Raw genomic sequence first — 15,464 nt, forward strand, 5'->3', positions numbered from 1 at the left:
GAGTGCGGTTTCGCGCGCAAGTCGTTGTTCCGTCACGACGGACACTCGTGGGTCAGTACTCGAAACCGTCGGCGCACGCCGTGCCCCACCGCCGGTTGCGTCCGACCACGCGGGCCAAGCCAAGGCGCAAGGCGAGGTGAACGGGCAGGTGCGACATCGGAGCCGCTCTACCTGAACGGGGATTGCAAGGCGCCGCCGCGCCGCGCGACGTCTCGGCCCGCGCGACGCGCCCGCCCGATCCTGACGCCCTTGCTATAGTGGACGACGCCCCTCACCTCCCCCGCCATGGACTTCATTCGCATCCGCGGTGCGCGCACGCACAACCTCAAGAACATCGACCTCGATCTGCCGCGCGACAAGCTGATCGTGATCACCGGGCTCTCCGGTTCGGGCAAGTCGTCGCTCGCGTTCGATACGATCTACGCCGAAGGCCAGCGGCGTTACGTCGAATCGCTGTCCGCGTACGCGCGCCAGTTCCTGTCGATGATGGAGAAGCCCGACGTCGACCACATCGAGGGGCTGTCGCCGGCGATCTCGATCGAACAGAAATCGACCTCGCACAATCCGCGCTCGACCGTCGGCACGATCACCGAGGTGTACGACTACCTGCGCCTGCTCTTCGCCCGCGTCGGCACGCCGCGCTGCCCCGACCACGGCATCCCGCTCGAGGCGCAGACGGTGAGCCAGATGGTCGACGCGACGCTCGCGCTCGATCCGGCCAAGCGCTACATGCTGATCGCGCCGGTCGTGCGCGAGCGCAAGGGCGAGCACGTGCAGGTGTTCGACCAGTTGCGTGCGCAGGGCTTCGTGCGTGCGCGCGTCGACGGCACCGTGCACGAACTGGATGCGGTGCCCGCGCTCGCGCTGCGCCAGAAGCACACGATCGAAGTCGTCATCGACCGTTTCCGGCCGAAGGCCGACATCAAGCAACGCCTCGCCGAATCGTTCGAGACCGCGCTGCGCCTCGGCGAAGGCATCGCGATCCTGGTCGACCTCGACGACGCCAAGGCGGCCGAGGCCACGTATTCGTCGCGTTTTTCCTGCCCGGTCTGCGATTACTCGCTGCCCGAACTCGAGCCGCGCCTGTTCTCGTTCAATTCGCCGGTCGGCGCCTGCCCGGCTTGCGACGGCCTCGGCGTCACCCAGTTCTTCGATCCGGCGCGCGTCGTCGTCAACCCGCAGCTGAGCCTCGCTGCCGGCGCGGTACGCGGCTGGGACCGCCGCAACCAGTACTACTTCCAGCTCATCCTCTCGCTCGCCAGGCACTACAAGTTCGACGTCGACACGCCTTGGCACGACCTGCCGGAGGCGACGCGGCACCACGTGCTGTTCGGATCGGGCGGCGAACCTATCAGCTTCCGCTACGTCACCGGCGCGAGCGGCGCGGTCACGCGCAAGCACGCGTTCGAAGGCATCGTGCCGAACCTCGAACGCCGCTACAGGGAAACCGAATCCCCGGCGGTGCGCGAGGAACTCGCCAAGTTCATCAGCGAGCGCGCCTGCCCCGACTGCCAAGGCCAGCGCCTCAACCGCAGCGCGCGCAACGTGTTCGTCGGTGACTCGAACCTGCCCGCACTGACCGCGCTGCCGATCGAACAGTCGCTCGCGTTCTTCAAGGCGCTCAAGCTCGCCGGCTGGCGCGGCGAGATCGCCGCGAAGATCGTCAAGGAGATCCGCGAGCGCCTGCACTTCCTCGTCGACGTCGGCCTCGACTACCTCACGCTCGACCGCCAGGCCGACTCGCTGTCGGGCGGCGAGGCGCAGCGCATCCGCCTCGCCTCGCAGATCGGCGCCGGCCTCGTCGGCGTCATGTACGTGCTCGACGAGCCGTCCATCGGCCTGCACCAGCGCGACAACGAACGCCTGCTCGGCACGCTCAACCGCCTGCGCGACCTCGGCAACACGGTCATCGTCGTCGAGCACGACGAGGATGCGATCCGCCTCGCCGACCACATCGTCGACATCGGCCCCGGCGCCGGCGTGCACGGCGGCGAGATCGTCGCGCAGGGCGACATCGACGCGATCCTCAAGTCGAAGCGTTCGCTGACCGGCCAGTACCTCTCCGGCCAGCGCGGCATCGAGGTGCCGAAGCAGCGGCGCAAGGCCGATCCGGACAGGATGCTGCGCCTGCTCGGCGCGAGCGGCAACAACCTCAAGAACGTCGACCTCGAGATTCCCGCAGGCCTGTTCACCTGCATCACCGGCGTTTCGGGCTCGGGCAAGTCGACGCTCATCAACGACACCCTGCACAAGTACACCGCGGCCGAACTCAACGGCGCGAACGAGAAGCCGGCGCCGTTCCGCGAGATCCAGGGCCTCGAACTGTTCGACAAGGTCGTCGACATCGACCAGTCGCCGATCGGCCGCACGCCGCGTTCCAACCCGGCGACGTACACCGGCCTGTTCACGCCACTGCGCGAGCTGTTCGCGCAGGTGCCCGAGGCGCGCTCGCGCGGCTACGGGCCCGGCCGTTTCAGCTTCAACGTCAAGGGCGGTCGCTGCGAAGCGTGCGAAGGCGACGGCCTGATCAAGGTGGAGATGCACTTCCTGCCCGACGTCTACGTGCCGTGCGACGTCTGTCATGGCAAGCGCTACAACCGCGAGACGCTCGAGATCACCTACAAGGGCCACACGATCGCCGACGTGCTCGAGATGACGGTCGAGGACGCGCACAAGCTATTCGAGCCGGTGCCGGTACTCGCGCGCAAGCTCGAGACGCTCATGCACGTCGGCCTCACCTATATCAAGCTCGGCCAGAGCGCGACCACGCTGTCCGGCGGCGAAGCGCAACGGGTGAAGCTGTCGCGCGAACTCAGCAAGCGCGATACCGGGCGCACGCTGTACATCCTCGACGAACCGACGACGGGCCTGCACTTCCACGACATCGAGCAATTGCTGCGCGTGCTGCAGCGGCTCGCCGACGACGGCAACACGGTCGTCGTGATCGAGCACAACCTCGACGTGATCAAGACCGCGGACTGGGTCGTCGACCTCGGCCCGGAAGGCGGCGAGCGCGGCGGCACGATCATCGCGACCGGCACGCCGGAGCAGATCGCGCGCGTGCCGGGTTCGCACACGGGCCGTTTTCTCGCCCGCACGCTCGCGGGCGCGAACACCGCGCCGCGCAAGCGCGGCCGCAAGGAAGCCGCATGAACGCCCCTGCGGTGAACGACGACGACGGCGCCGCGGTGCCGATCCTCGCACGCGTGCCGATGGCGGTGCGCTGGGGCGACCTCGACGCATTCAATCACGTCAACAACGCGGCCTTCCTCGTCTATGCGCAGGAAGCGCGCCTGGACTGGCTCGCCGGCGTCGAAGGGGCGTGGTTCGACGAGACCATGATGCCCGTGGTCGCGGCGGCGCAGGTCAACTACCGGCGCCAGCTCGGCTGGCCCGCGCGCATCGTGGTCGAACTCGCCACCAGGCGCGTCGGCAACTCGTCCGTGACGATCGGCCACCGCATCGTCGACGAACGCGACGCATCGCTCGTCTATGCCGACGGCGAAGTCGTGATGGTGTGGATCGATCCGGCGAGCGGCCGTTCGGTGCCGCTGCCGCCGGCGATCCGCAGCGCCTGTCAGTCGTCGCTGGAGTCGGGCGCGAGCACGTCGAAATAGGTTTCGACGCGCGTGCCGTCGGCGAGCAGGAAGATCACCTGCACCTTGTCGCCGACGGCTATCGCATGGCGCGGCTGCATGAGCATGAGGTGCTTGCCACCCGGCGCAAGCCGCACTTCGGTGCCTGGTTCGACCACGAGCCGGTGGATCTCGCGCATCTTCGACACGTCGCGATCGACGATCGTCTCGTGCAGCGAGGTCAGGCGGAACGCATCGCTCTGCACCGTGAGCAGGGTCAGCGGCTCGTCGCCGCTGTTCTTCAGCGTGGCATAGCCCGCCATCATCGTCGCGCCCGGGGGCGCGGCGCGTATCCATGCGTCGAACACGCCGAGCCTGGCGTCCGCGTGCACGGCTCCGGACGCGAACAGCAGCATGAGCAGGAACGGAACGACGCGTGTTCGATGCATGGCAGCCTCCGGTGTGGCGGCTATGATAGCCGCAACCCCACCGCGCAACAGGAGTGCGACCATGCGCCTCGACCTGCTGGTGTTCGCCATGACCGCCGCCACTTCCACGCCCGTGTCCGCCGCCGATCCCGCCCTGACGATCTACCGCAGCGACAGCGATGTGCTGTTCGAGCCGGGCAACGAGCCGATCGCCGACGGCCATGCGGTCGTGCACGAACAGCGCACTCTGCCGCTCGCGGGCGGGCGCCAGACCGTCGTCATCGACGGCTTGCCGTCCATGCTCGATACCGAAGCGGTCGCGATCGATTTCGGCGGTGCCGCGCGCGTGCTCGGCCAGCGCGTGGTTTCCGCGGGCGAGGCCGGCCTGCTCGCCGCGCACCGCGGCGAACCGGTACAGGTGCTCGCCACCGACGGCCGGCCGCTCGCCGAGGGCACGCTGGTCGCAGTCGATGCCAACGGACTCGGCATCCGCGGCGCGAACGGGCGTGTCGCCTACGTGCGCGACTACGCGCGCGTCGAGTTCGCCGAAGGCTCGGGTTCGCCGGGCAGCACCCTGCAGGTCGCCGTCGACGGCAAGGCCGGCGCTGCGCCGGCGAGCCTCACCTACCCCACGTCCGGACTCGGCTGGCGCGCCGCATACTCCGCCCTGCTGCTCGGCGAAGACGGCTGCCGCCTGCGGCTGGAAGCGCTCGCGAGCATCGCCAACCGCAGCGGCCGCGACTACGCGGGCGCGCGACTCAAGCTCGTCGCCGGCTCGCCCAACTTCGCCAAGTACGACCATGGTCCACGCGTGATGATGATGAAGGCCGCGGCACCGGCGCCCGCGCCGGAGAGCGCGCCCGAGCAGTCGGCACTCGGCGACTACCGCGCCTATGCAATCGACGGGGCGCTCGACCTGCCCGATGCGAGCGTGACGCAGGTGCCGCTCTACGCGAGCAACGAGCTCGCCTGCGAACGGCGCTGGCTGTACGAGAACGGCGGCACGTGGTTCCCGCCCAGGCCGATGCTCGAGCGCGACGCATGGCAGGCCGGTGGCGGCCCGGTGCAGAGCCAGATTTCATTCGTCGCCGCCGAGAACATGCCTGCCGGCCACCTGCGCGTGCTCGTGCGCGATCGTGACGGGCGCACCGAACTGCTCGGGGAAAACCGCATTGCCGACGTCGGCAAGGGACGCGACGTGCAGGTCGATCTCGGCGTCGCGTTCGACCTCGGCGCGAAGCGCGAGCGCACCACGTTCAAGCTCGACAAGGCCGCGCGCGAACTCGACGAGGGCTTGCGCATCACGCTCGACAACCGCGGCGAACGGGCACGCACCGTGACGGTGCGCGAGCACCCGAACCGCTGGCGCGCGTGGTCGCTCGTCTCTTCGAGCATCAAGCCGGCGAAACAGAGTCCCGACCTGCTCGAATTCCTCGTCGCGGTGCCTGGCGGCGGCACGGCGACGCTCGACTACGTCGTGAAATACCGGTGGTCGCCGAACGAAGACTGATGCGCCCTTCCAGCCACGACGAACGCCACGGGACACCCATGCTCGACATCATCCAGCACGACACGATCCAGGAACTGCGCCTCGCCCGCGCCCCCGTCAACGCCCTCGACCCCGGCCTCGTGCATGCGCTGCGCGTCGCGATCGAGGCGGCGCCGAGCGAAGGCGTGCGTGCGCTGGTGCTGTCCGGTTCGCCGGGCCTGTTCTCCGCGGGCCTCGACGTGCCCGTGCTGCTGCAGCTCGAACGCGAGGCCTTCCGCGAATTCTGGAATGACTTCTTCGGCCTCTGCGGCGCGCTTGCGCGCTCGCCGATCCCGGTCGTCGCGGCGATCACCGGCCATGCGCCCGCCGGCGGCGCCGTGCTCTCGATCATGTGCGATTACCGCATCATGGCGCGCGGCGCCTACCGCATCGGTCTCAACGAGGTGCAGGTCGGCCTGTCGGTGCCCGAGTGCATCCAGGCGGCGTTGCGCCGTCTCGTCGGCACGTATCGCGCGGAGCGACTGATGGTGGTCGGTGCAATGCTCGAAGCGGAACAGGCCGATGCGATCGGCCTCGTCGACGAACTCGTCGACGGCGACGCGGTCGTTCCGCGTGCGATCGCCTGGCTCGAGGAACTCCTGAAGCTCCCGCCGCGCGCGATGGCCGAAACACGCCGCCTCGCACGCGCCGACCTCGCGGCGCTCTTCGCCGATCCGCACGCGCTCCCTGTCGACGACTTCCTCGACCGCTGGTTCGCGCCCGAAGCGCAGGCCGTGCTGCAGGCCTTGGTCGCGCGCCTGAAATCCAGAGGCTAGCCTGGCCCGACCGCGGCCGGACGTCCGCGACGAGCAGAACACTCTTGATGCCTTTCTTAGCGTCCTTCGTGTCGAAGGCCTTCGGTTTTCTTACGAACCCATCGCCACGGGGCGCGAGGCGTCGCTGATCCAGCCGCTCCACGAGGGTGCGAATACGCGCGAGCCGGCGAGGCCGGCGTGTTCCATCGCGAGGAGGTTGTGGCAGGCGGTCACGCCGGAGCCGCACATGTGCACGACGTCGCGCGCCGGGCGAGTGCCGAGCAGCTGTTCGAATTCGCGGCGCAAGTGTTCACGTGGCTTGAAGCGGCCGTCGCGCTCGAGGTTGTCCGCGAACGGCCGGTTGCGCGCGTCCGGCACGTGGCCGGCGACCGCGTCGATCGGCTCGACCTCGCCGCGATAGCGTGCTGCCGCCCGCGCGTCGATCAGCAGCACGTCGCCGCTCGCGCGGCGCCGCTCGAGCTCGTCGAACCAGACGACCTGGGCGCGATCGAGATTGAGCTGCACCGCGGTTTCCGCAGGCGTGGCGACGCCGGATTCGACCGGCAGGCCGGCATCGCGCCAGGCCGCCCATCCGCCATCGAGCACCGCCGCATTGCGCACGCCGGCGAGGCGCAGCAGCCACCACATGCGCGCCCCCGCGAGCGCACCCTGCGCGTCGTCGTAAACGACGACATCGACGCCGGGGCGCCAGCCGGCGCGCGCGAGCGCGGCGGAGAACACGAGGTCGTGCGGCAGCGGATGGCGGCCGAGGCCGCGCTTGCCGAGGTCGGACAGGTCGCGGTCGAGATGGAAGTACACGGCCCCGGGGATGTGCGCCTGCGCGTGTTCGCGCTCGCCCTTGCCCGCATCGGCGAGGTCGAAGCGGCAGTCGGCCACGAGCACGTTGCCGCGGGCTTGCCGTTGCGCGAGTTCCGCGCCCGTCACCAGCGTTGCGAGGTTCATGCGGAACGCTCCAGTCGGTCGATCAGGTTCTTGAGCATCGCCGCCGTCGCGCCCCAGATGCGCCGGCCTTCCCATTCGTAGGCATAGATCGTACGCGCCTTGCCGCGCCAGTCGATGCGTTCGCGCCGCAGGTTTTCCGGCGCGAGCAGGAAATCGAGTGGCACCTCGAACACTTCGTCGACTTCGGCTTCCTGCATGCGCAGGAGATAGCCGCTGCGCACGAACCCGGTGACCGGGAAAACGTGGTAGCCCGACACGGTGTCGAAGCCGTCGAGGAAGCCGAACGGCTCGACGTCCGCAGGGAGGATGCCGGTTTCCTCTTCGGTTTCCCTGAGCGCCGCGGCGATCGCATCGGCGTCACCGGGGTCGATCGCCCCACCCGGGAAGCTGACCTGCCCGGCGTGGTTGCGCAGGTGATCCGCGCGGCGCGTGAAAAGCACGGACAGGTCGTCACCGCGCCGCACGAACGGCACGAGCACCGCAGCCGGACGCAGCGGCCCGCCGTCGAGCGCGTCGGCGAGATCGGCCGTGTTCCAGCCTGCGCCATCGGGCGGATCGGCGAGATCGCGTACCGCGCGACGCAGCTGCTCCGCGTCGACGTCCCTCATCCCCGCGCCGCCTCGCGTTGCGGCAGCACGACGTCCATGAGCCGGCGGCGTTCGGCCTCGCCCATCGCGACCCAGCGCGCGATCTCGTCGCCACTGCGCAGGCAGCCCTCGCACAAGCCGTCGCGGTCGAGGCGACAGACGCCGATGCACGGGCTGAGGACAGGGGTGAACTGCGGGTTCATGGTTGGCCTTGCAAACGCAAACGCCGCGACGGAGCGCGGCGTTGCGGTTGGACGGGATTCCGGTCAGCACACATCACTCGTACCGCTGCTCGACACGTACGGCGGGCCTGGGCCCATCGTCTTGCTTTTCCTTCCGAGCGCCCGGTCTCGATCGACGTGGTGGGCCGAAGCCGCCTTATTTGACGTCGACGATCTTGACTTCCCAGATGAAGACCTGGTTGCCCGACGCCTGCTCCGGCGGCAGGTAGATCATCCAGTGGTCGCCGACCTTCATCTTCTGGATCACGTCCGGCAGCAGCTTGGTGCCAAAGATGCCCGGCATGTCCGAAACCTTCGCCTTGACCGGTTCACCGACGAAGGAGCTGCGGATCTCGCGGCCATTCGTCAGCGACACGCGCACGTGGAACGTGACTTCGCTCGCCGGCGTGACCATCTTGCCGGTGCCGTCCTCGATCGCCTTGTACTGCACGTTGTTCGGCAGCACGACGACGCCCTTCTTGCTGCGGTTGGCCGCCATGAAGGCATCGGCTTCGCGCTTGTTGTCGGCCAGTTCCTTGTCCATCGCCGACTTCATCTTCTGTTCGTACTTCTGCACCGCGTCGGCCATGGCGGCCTGCGGCACCGCCGGCTCCTTGCCGTTGAACGCATCCTGCAGCGCGCGCGTGAACGTGGCGATGTCGACGTCGGCCTTCTGGCCGGACAGCCGGCTACCCAGCTGGAAGCCCATCGCGTAGGAAAGCTTGCCCTTGTCGGACGTGGTGTCCTGCGCGGACGCGGACCCTGCAACGAACAGCGCCGCGAGGGCGAGTGACCAACCGAACTTCATGCCTGTATCTCCGGGATGGATGGCGAATCTGGGCGATGCCGCAGCGGGGCCGCGCCGGGAAAAGCGCGCTAGTGTACCCGACGCCCGGCGAGGTCCAAAGCGAGCCGATGCCGAACGCGGCCGGCGCGGGAAGGCCCGCGCCGCGCCATGATCCGGCCGGCGCCTGAACGGCGGCCGGCCGGCCGGCCCGGCGCCGCCCTGCTCAGTGGGTTGCGCCCGCGTACTTCTTCTCGCCGGCGGTCACGCGCAGATCGAGGCGGTTCTCCGGCGGCGCGAGCGGGCACGTCGCATAGGGCGTGAACGCGCAAGGCGGGTTGTACGCCTTGTTGAAGTCGACCGTCACCTTGCCGTCCTTCGGCAGGTCGGCATAGAGGAAGCGCGCCGCGCCGTACGTCTCCTTGCCGCTCGTGCGATCGGCGAAGATGAACCAGAGCTCCTTCGCATCAGCGGTCTCGAGCACGGGCAGCAGCGTGTAGTTCTTGCCGTCACGCGTGAACGTGACCTTGCCCGGCACCGTCATCTTGTCGACCGTGCCCAGCACGGTCGGGATTTCCAGCGAATGCGCCGGCTTGAATTCCTCGAACTTCGCCTCGACGCGCCACGACGGGTCGATCGGGAAGTAGTCGATCCCCTTGAAGCCCGTGCGCGTCTTCGCTTCGCTGTCCTTCACGCGCAGGGCCTTCTTGCCGTTGCGGTCGATCACGTGGAAGCTCGCGCTACCGAACGCGACCGTGGTCGGATGCTCGTGCGCGTCGTCGAGCAGCTCGGCGGCCTGCGCCGGCTTGCCGTCGATGGTGGCGCCGGCCTTGGCATCGAGCGCGATCGTCGCCTTGCCGTCCTTCAACGTGATCGTGCCCAGCCTGGCCGGCCCCTTGGCGAGCACGATATCGTTGCCCTTGGCGCTGCCGACGCTGTTCGCGCCGTCCTTGAGCCAGTGCAGGCCGATCAGGCTGAGCCAGCCACCCGGCGCCTTCAGGCGCTCGACGCGCTGCGCACGCCAGCCCTCGATCTGCCGCGTGTAGTCGGCAGCGGGCTTGCTCGTTTCGACGTGGGCGGACATCAGTTGCACTCCGGCGAAGCTGGCCGCGACGAGGGCGGCGCTCTTCAGCATCAACATGCGAGGGATACCTCAGGACGATCGGGAATGGGGGTTGAGCGAACGGCGAAGCGTCGAAGCTGGCGCCGCAAATGTCAAGAAACCGCCGGGCGCGCCAAGTTCCGCCGCGTCCGCGCGGGAGACCGCGCCTAGCGACCGCGCAGGAACAGTCGGTCGAGTTCCGGGATCGCCAGCTGCACCCAGGTCGGCCGGCCGTGGTTGCACTGGCCGGAACGCTCGGTCGCTTCCATCTCGCGCAGCAACGCGTTCATCTCCGGCAGGCTCAGGCGCCGGTTCGCGCGCACCGAGCCATGGCAAGCCATCGTCGCGAGCAGTTCATTCGTGCTCTCCTCGACGCGACGCGTTTGCCCGTGCACCGCGAGGTCGGCGATGACGTCGCGCACGAGCTGGCCGACGTCGGCGCCGTCGAGCACGACCGGGATGCGCCGCACCGAGACGCTCTGCGGGCCGCTGCGCACGAGTTCGAAACCGAGTTCGGCGAAACGCTGGGCCTGCTCCTCGACGACCGCGGCTTCGCGTTCGCTCAAGGCGAGCGACATCGGCACGAGCAGCAGTTGCGAGCGGATGCCGTCGCCGTCCTGCGCCTGCTTGAGTTTCTCGTAGGTGATGCGCTCGTGCGCCGCGTGCATGTCGACCAGCACGAGGCCATGCGCGTTCTCGGCCAGAACGTAGATACCGTGCAGTTGCGCGAGCGCGAAGCCGAGTGGCGGCACGTCCGGAGCCTCGCCGTCGATTCGGGCCGGCGGCAACGGCTGCGCCTGCGGCGCGCTCCCGAGCAGCGCGGCGTAGTCGGCGAGCGGCTCGCGCACGCCGAGGCCGAGGCCCGCCTGGCGCTGCGCCGGCCACGTCGTCGAGGCGAAGTTCGCCACCGCGCGCGCCGCCGGTGCGAACGCTTCCTGCGCCGTGCCACCGGCACGCGCGCCCGACAGCGCGTCGTCGAGCGAGCGATAGAGGAAATCGTGCACGAGCCGTCCTTCGCGGAAGCGCACCTCGTGCTTGGCCGGGTGAACGTTGACGTCGACGAGCGCCGGGTCGAGCTCGAGGAACAATACGAAGGCGGGATGGCGGCCGTGGAACAGCACGTCCGCATACGCCTGCCGCACCGCATGGGCGACGAGGCGGTCGCGCACGAGACGCCCGTTGACATGGAAGTATTGCTGGTCGGCCTGCGCGCGCGAGGCCGTCGGCAGGCCGACCCAACCGTACAGCCGCAGCCCGGCACCGGCGTGTTCCACCGCGAGGCTCTGGCCGAGGAATTCCTCGCCGAGCACGTCGGCGACACGGCGTGCACGATCGGCTTCGCTCTCCACCGCCTTGAGGATGCGCACGACCTTGCCGTTGTGGCCGAGGCGGAACTCGGTCGCCGTGCGCGCGAGCGCGATCGACTTGACGAGTTCCTCGATGTGGCCGAACTCGGTCCGCTCGGCGCGCAGGAACTTGCGCCGCGCGGGCAGGTTGTAGAACAGGTCGCGCACCTCGATGGCCGTACCCGGCGGGTGCTGCGCGGGCACGGCGGCGCGCGCACGACCGCCGTCGACCTCGATGCGCCACGCGGCGTCGGCGCCACGCGCGCGCGACGTCAGCGAGAAGCGCGACACCGAAGCGATCGACGGCAGCGCTTCGCCGCGGAAGCCGAGCGTGCCGACGCGCTCGAGGTCGTCGAAACTGGCGATCTTGCTCGTCGCGTGCGAGGCGATCGCAAGCGCAAGGTCGTCCGCTTCGATGCCGCCGCCGTCGTCGCGCACGCGGATCAGGCGCGCGCCGCCCTGCTCGACGTCGATCTCGACGCGCCGCGCTCCGGCATCGAGGCTGTTCTCGACCAGTTCCTTGACCACGGACGCCGGTCGCTCGATGACCTCGCCGGCAGCGATCTGGTTGACGAGTTCGGGAGGAAGCGAACGAATGCGGGCCATGGCGAACCCGCATCATATCCGACTGCGGGAAGCGGCCTGAACAGGAACGCGAGCCCAGGCGAAAAGACTCTCGGCGCGATGCGCGGGTCAGCCGGAGGGGATTTCGAGTACGGCGCCGACGCGTACGCGTTCGTCGGCGAGATTGTTCGCTGCGCGCAACTGCGCCGTGGTGAGGCCGTGGTTCGCCGCGATCGCGCTCAGCGTGTCGCCGCGGTTGACGACGTAGCGCGAGGCCTTCGCGCGTTCGCCGCGATCACGCCGGCTGTTCGCCGCGAACAGGCTGCCCGGCGGCGGCGAGGCGCGGAAATAGTCGCGCACGCCGTCGAGGATCGCGCCTGCGAGTTTCTCCCGGTGATCGGGGCTGGTCAGGCGCGCTTCCTCGGTCGGGTTCGTGATGAACGCGGTTTCGACCAGGATCGACGGCACATCGGGCGAGCGCAGCACGACGAAGTTCGCGCGCTCGACGTAGTTGCGGTGCGTCGGGCCGAGCTTCTTGAGCGAGGCGAGCACCTGCTCGGCGACCGCGTTGCTCGCGCCCATCGTCGCGCCCTGCGACAGGTCGAGCAGCACCTTGGCGAGCGTGTCGTCCTTGTCGTCGAGCGAGATGCCGCCGACGAGGTCGGCGCGGTTCTCGCGATCGGCGAGCCAGCGCGCGGCTTCGTTGGTCGCACCGCGAGGGGACAGCACCCACACCGACGAGCCACGTGCATCGCTGCTCGTGAACGCATCCGCATGGATCGACACGAACAGGTCCGCCTTCATCTCGCGCGCCTTGAGGTAGCGCTGCTCGAGCGGAATGAAATAGTCGGCGTCGCGGGTCAGCACCGCGGTCATGCCCGGCGTCTTGTCGATCGCCTTCTTGAGTTCGCGCGCGACCGCGAGCGTGATGGTCTTTTCATGCGTGCCGCTCGCGCCGGTCGCGCCGGGGTCGTCGCCGCCGTGGCCGGCGTCGATCGCGACGATCACGTCGCGGCCCTTGCCGGCCGACACCTCGGCGACGCTCTTCACCGGCGCGGCCTTGGCGGTGGCGGCGGCGGGATACAGGTCGAGCACGAGCCGATAGCCGAACTTGTCCGCCGGCGGCAGCAGGAAGCTCTTCGGCCGCACGTTTTCGGCGAGATCGAACACGACGCGCGCATCGCCCTTGCCCTGCTTGCCCGCGCGCAGCCCCTTGAGCAGGCCTTTCGCGGCAGGCGCGCTGAATTCGGCCGAGAGCGCGCTCTCGCGCAGGTCGAGCACGATGCGGTCGGGCTTGGTCAGCTCGAACAGCTTGTACTCGAGCGGCCCGGAAACGTCGAACACCGCGCGCGTGTACTCGGGCCCCGCCCAGACACGCAAATTCTTGATTTCAGCCGCATTCGCGTGCGCGACCAGGCCCGAACAGACGATCAGGCAAGCGGCCAGCCATCGGTGGTTGCGGATCCCCGACATGCGGCGTATTCAACCCGAAAGCCGCGGAGGATTGCAAGCTTTTTCCTTGAAAATCCGACGGGTGCAAGACGTTCTTCATGTAACCGTCCGGACCCGGCCGCAGCGCGTCAGGCAGCGGCCGCGGGATCCCAGCGGGCCAGCATGGCCTCGCCGCGTGAACTGGAGGCACGCGCGCACAGGTCCCGCGCGGCGCCGGCGTGCACGAGCGAAAGCTCGAGGTCGGCCGCGGGCAATGCACCTGCGCCGCGTTCCGGCCATTCGACGAGCACGAGCGACGTGCCGTCGGCGATCTCGCCGAGCCCGAGCCACTCGAGCTCGCCGGGATCGGCGATCCGGTAGAGATCGAGGTGATGGACGTCGTACCCGTCGACGCGATACGACTCGAGCAGGCTGTAGGTCGGGCTCTTGATGCGCGCGCCGACGCCGAGTGCCTGCAGCAGTGCGCGCGCGAACGTCGTCTTGCCGGCGCCGAGATCACCGTTCAGGTAGATCGTGCCGCCGGCGCGCACGGCGGGTGCGAGCCGTGCGGCGAGCACGACGAGCCGCGCTTCGTCGAGTCCACGCAGCTCGACCGTCATGCGCCTGCCCCGTTGACGAGGCGGCGCAGGGGCACGAACAGGTCGCTGGCGACGAGCCCGCGGGGTGCGTCACCGGCCGCCTCGTCGCCGGCCCGCGCATGCAGTGCCACGCCGAGTCGCGCCGCGTCCCAGGCGTTGCAACCCTGCGCGAGCAGTGCGGCGATCACGCCGGTCAGCACGTCCCCCATGCCCGCGCTGGCCATGCCCGGATTGCCCCACGGGCAGACCACGACGCGTCCGTCGGGTGCGCCGACGAGACTGCCTGCGCCCTTGAGCACGACGACGGCCGCATGCCTGCGCGCGAGTTCACGCACGGCGGCGAAGCGATCGCGCTGCACCGAAGCGACGTCGCTGCCGAGCAGGCGCGCGGCCTCGCCCGGATGGGGCGTGAGCACGGCGTCCGCACTCCATGCACGCGGCGCTTCGGCGAGCAGGGTCAACGCGTCGGCATCGACGACGACGGACCTGCCACTGGTGAGCGCGGCATCGAACAGGCGCCGGCCCCAGTCGCCGAGGCCGAGGCCGGGGCCGAGCGCGAGCACGCTCGCACGTTCGAGCAGGGGAGCGAGTGCGGCAGCGTCGTCGACGCCGCGTGCCATCAATTCCGGTCGCGCGGCATTGATCGCACCGACATGCGCCGCGCGCGTGGCGATGCTGACGAGGCCGGCGCCGCAACGCAGCGCCGCTTCGCCGGTGAGCCGGATCGCGCCGCCATAGCCGTGGTCGCCACCGAGCGCGAGCACGTGCCCGAAGCGCGACTTGTTGACGTTGGCGCGCCGCGGCGGCAGCGCGCGCCCGATGCACGCATCGGCGAGTTCGGCGTCGACCGCGATGCCCTCGTACGCGGCCTGCGGCAGGTCGAGCGTCGCGAGTTCGCGCGCGCCGCACTGGTCGATCGCATCGGCCGTGAACAGGCCGCGTTTCCAGGCGACGAAGCTCACCGTCGCATCCGCACGCACGCAGGCGCCCGTGCAGGTGCCGGTGTCGGCGTCGAGTCCGGACGGCACGTCGAGCGCAAGCACGGGCCGGCCGGCGCTGCGCCCGACGAGTTCGGCCGCGAGCCCGTCGAGCGGGCGCTTGAGGCCGGTGCCGAACAGCCCGTCGACGAGCACGTCGCCGACCGGCGCGACGCTGTTGCCGGCGAGTCGCGCGCGGCCACCCGCTTCGACGAACGAAGCGCGCGCCCGCGACGCGTCGCCGCTCGAGTCGCCGGTGAGCGCGACGAGGTCGACGTCCATGCCGGCGCGCAGGGCAAGTTCCGCGAGCAGGAACGCGTCACCGCCGTTGTTGCCGCTGCCGGCCAGGACGCCGATGCGTCGCGCATCGGGCCAGCGCCGCCGCAGGCACGCGAACGCCGCGTCCGCGGCACGCCGCATGAGTTCGAAACCGGGGATGCCGCAGCGATCGATCGCCGCGCGATCGATCGCGCGGACCTGTGCGGTCGTGTACAGCGAAGCAAGCGGATCGCGCGTCGGCATCGGCGCATTCTAACGACGTGCGCGCGCCGCGCTATGCTGGCATTCCCGCCCCGACCGTGCCGCACGAAACCCGTTCGCGCCG

General features: G+C 69.6%; 12 protein-coding genes and 1 pseudogene. 4 read left to right on the forward strand and 9 right to left on the reverse strand.

Translation table 11 applies throughout. The features are described 5' to 3' along the window. Positions 1-285: 285 nt before the first annotated feature. The gene (gene uvrA, locus EV148_RS05375; RefSeq protein ID WP_131994659.1) at positions 286-3,153 is read left to right on the forward strand and encodes an excinuclease ABC subunit UvrA; all 2,868 of its coding nucleotides are present in this window, start codon (positions 286-288) and stop codon (positions 3,151-3,153) included. Next, positions 3,150-3,617 (forward strand): acyl-CoA thioesterase, encoded by a 468-nt coding sequence (locus EV148_RS05380; protein ID WP_131994662.1) that lies wholly within the window; start codon positions 3,150-3,152, stop codon positions 3,615-3,617. Before uvrA ends, EV148_RS05380 begins: the two co-directional genes overlap by 4 nt. On the opposite strand, the gene EV148_RS05385 is transcribed toward EV148_RS05380, so the two are convergent. Then, positions 3,578-4,024 (reverse strand): copper chaperone PCu(A)C, encoded by a 447-nt coding sequence (locus EV148_RS05385; RefSeq protein WP_158287336.1) that lies wholly within the window; start codon positions 4,022-4,024, stop codon positions 3,578-3,580. The two genes, EV148_RS05380 and EV148_RS05385, sit on opposite strands and share 40 nt — an antisense overlap. 61 nt (positions 4,025-4,085) lie before the next feature. On the opposite strand from EV148_RS05385, the gene EV148_RS05390 reads away from it, so the two are divergent. Both EV148_RS05390 and EV148_RS05395 read left to right on the forward strand, forming a co-directional pair. After that, a complete protein-coding gene (locus EV148_RS05390; RefSeq protein ID WP_131994668.1) occupies positions 4,086-5,513 on the forward strand; it encodes a DUF4139 domain-containing protein in 1,428 nt (475 codons plus the stop codon). A gap of 38 nt (positions 5,514-5,551) precedes the next feature. Further along, complete coding sequence (locus EV148_RS05395; protein ID WP_131995485.1) at positions 5,552-6,307, forward strand: enoyl-CoA hydratase/isomerase family protein; 756 nt, start codon at positions 5,552-5,554, stop codon at positions 6,305-6,307. A 90-nt stretch (positions 6,308-6,397) separates the two neighbouring features. Here the strand turns inward: EV148_RS05395 and EV148_RS05400 are convergent, their stop codons facing one another. The 8 genes and pseudogenes from EV148_RS05400 to EV148_RS05435 form a co-directional block, all read right to left on the reverse strand. Beyond that, positions 6,398-7,249 carry a sulfurtransferase gene (locus EV148_RS05400; protein ID WP_131994671.1) on the reverse strand — a complete coding sequence of 284 codons (852 nt, stop codon included), beginning with the start codon at positions 7,247-7,249 and terminating at the stop codon, positions 6,398-6,400. Next, positions 7,246-8,039, reverse strand: a pseudogene (locus EV148_RS05405) (CoA pyrophosphatase). Before EV148_RS05405 ends, EV148_RS05400 begins: the two are co-directional and overlap by 4 nt. Positions 8,040-8,214: 175 nt before the next feature. Beyond that, the gene (locus EV148_RS05410) at positions 8,215-8,865 is read right to left on the reverse strand and encodes an FKBP-type peptidyl-prolyl cis-trans isomerase N-terminal domain-containing protein (protein WP_131994674.1); all 651 of its coding nucleotides are present in this window, start codon (positions 8,863-8,865) and stop codon (positions 8,215-8,217) included. Between the two features lie 202 nt (positions 8,866-9,067). After that, on the reverse strand, positions 9,068-9,976 hold the full coding sequence (locus tag EV148_RS05415) for a DUF1684 domain-containing protein (RefSeq protein WP_131995487.1): 909 nt from the start codon (positions 9,974-9,976) through the stop codon (positions 9,068-9,070). 134 nt (positions 9,977-10,110) lie between these two features. Then, the gene (mutL, locus tag EV148_RS05420; RefSeq protein WP_131994677.1) at positions 10,111-11,895 is read right to left on the reverse strand and encodes a DNA mismatch repair endonuclease MutL; all 1,785 of its coding nucleotides are present in this window, start codon (positions 11,893-11,895) and stop codon (positions 10,111-10,113) included. Between the two features lie 87 nt (positions 11,896-11,982). Then, positions 11,983-13,326: an N-acetylmuramoyl-L-alanine amidase gene (locus tag EV148_RS05425; protein WP_131994680.1), complete on the reverse strand. Its 1,344-nt coding sequence runs from the start codon at positions 13,324-13,326 to the stop codon at positions 11,983-11,985. Between the two features lie 107 nt (positions 13,327-13,433). Beyond that, entirely contained in the window at positions 13,434-13,904 is a 471-nt protein-coding gene (tsaE, locus tag EV148_RS05430; RefSeq protein WP_131994683.1) for a tRNA (adenosine(37)-N6)-threonylcarbamoyltransferase complex ATPase subunit type 1 TsaE, read from the reverse strand. Continuing rightward, entirely contained in the window at positions 13,901-15,382 is a 1,482-nt protein-coding gene (locus EV148_RS05435) for an NAD(P)H-hydrate dehydratase (RefSeq protein WP_131994686.1), read from the reverse strand. Before EV148_RS05435 ends, tsaE begins: the two co-directional genes overlap by 4 nt. Between the last annotated feature and the right edge of the window lie 82 nt (positions 15,383-15,464).

Source organism: Dokdonella fugitiva, assembly GCF_004342425.1.
Lineage (GTDB): Bacteria > Pseudomonadota > Gammaproteobacteria > Xanthomonadales > Rhodanobacteraceae > Dokdonella_A > Dokdonella_A fugitiva.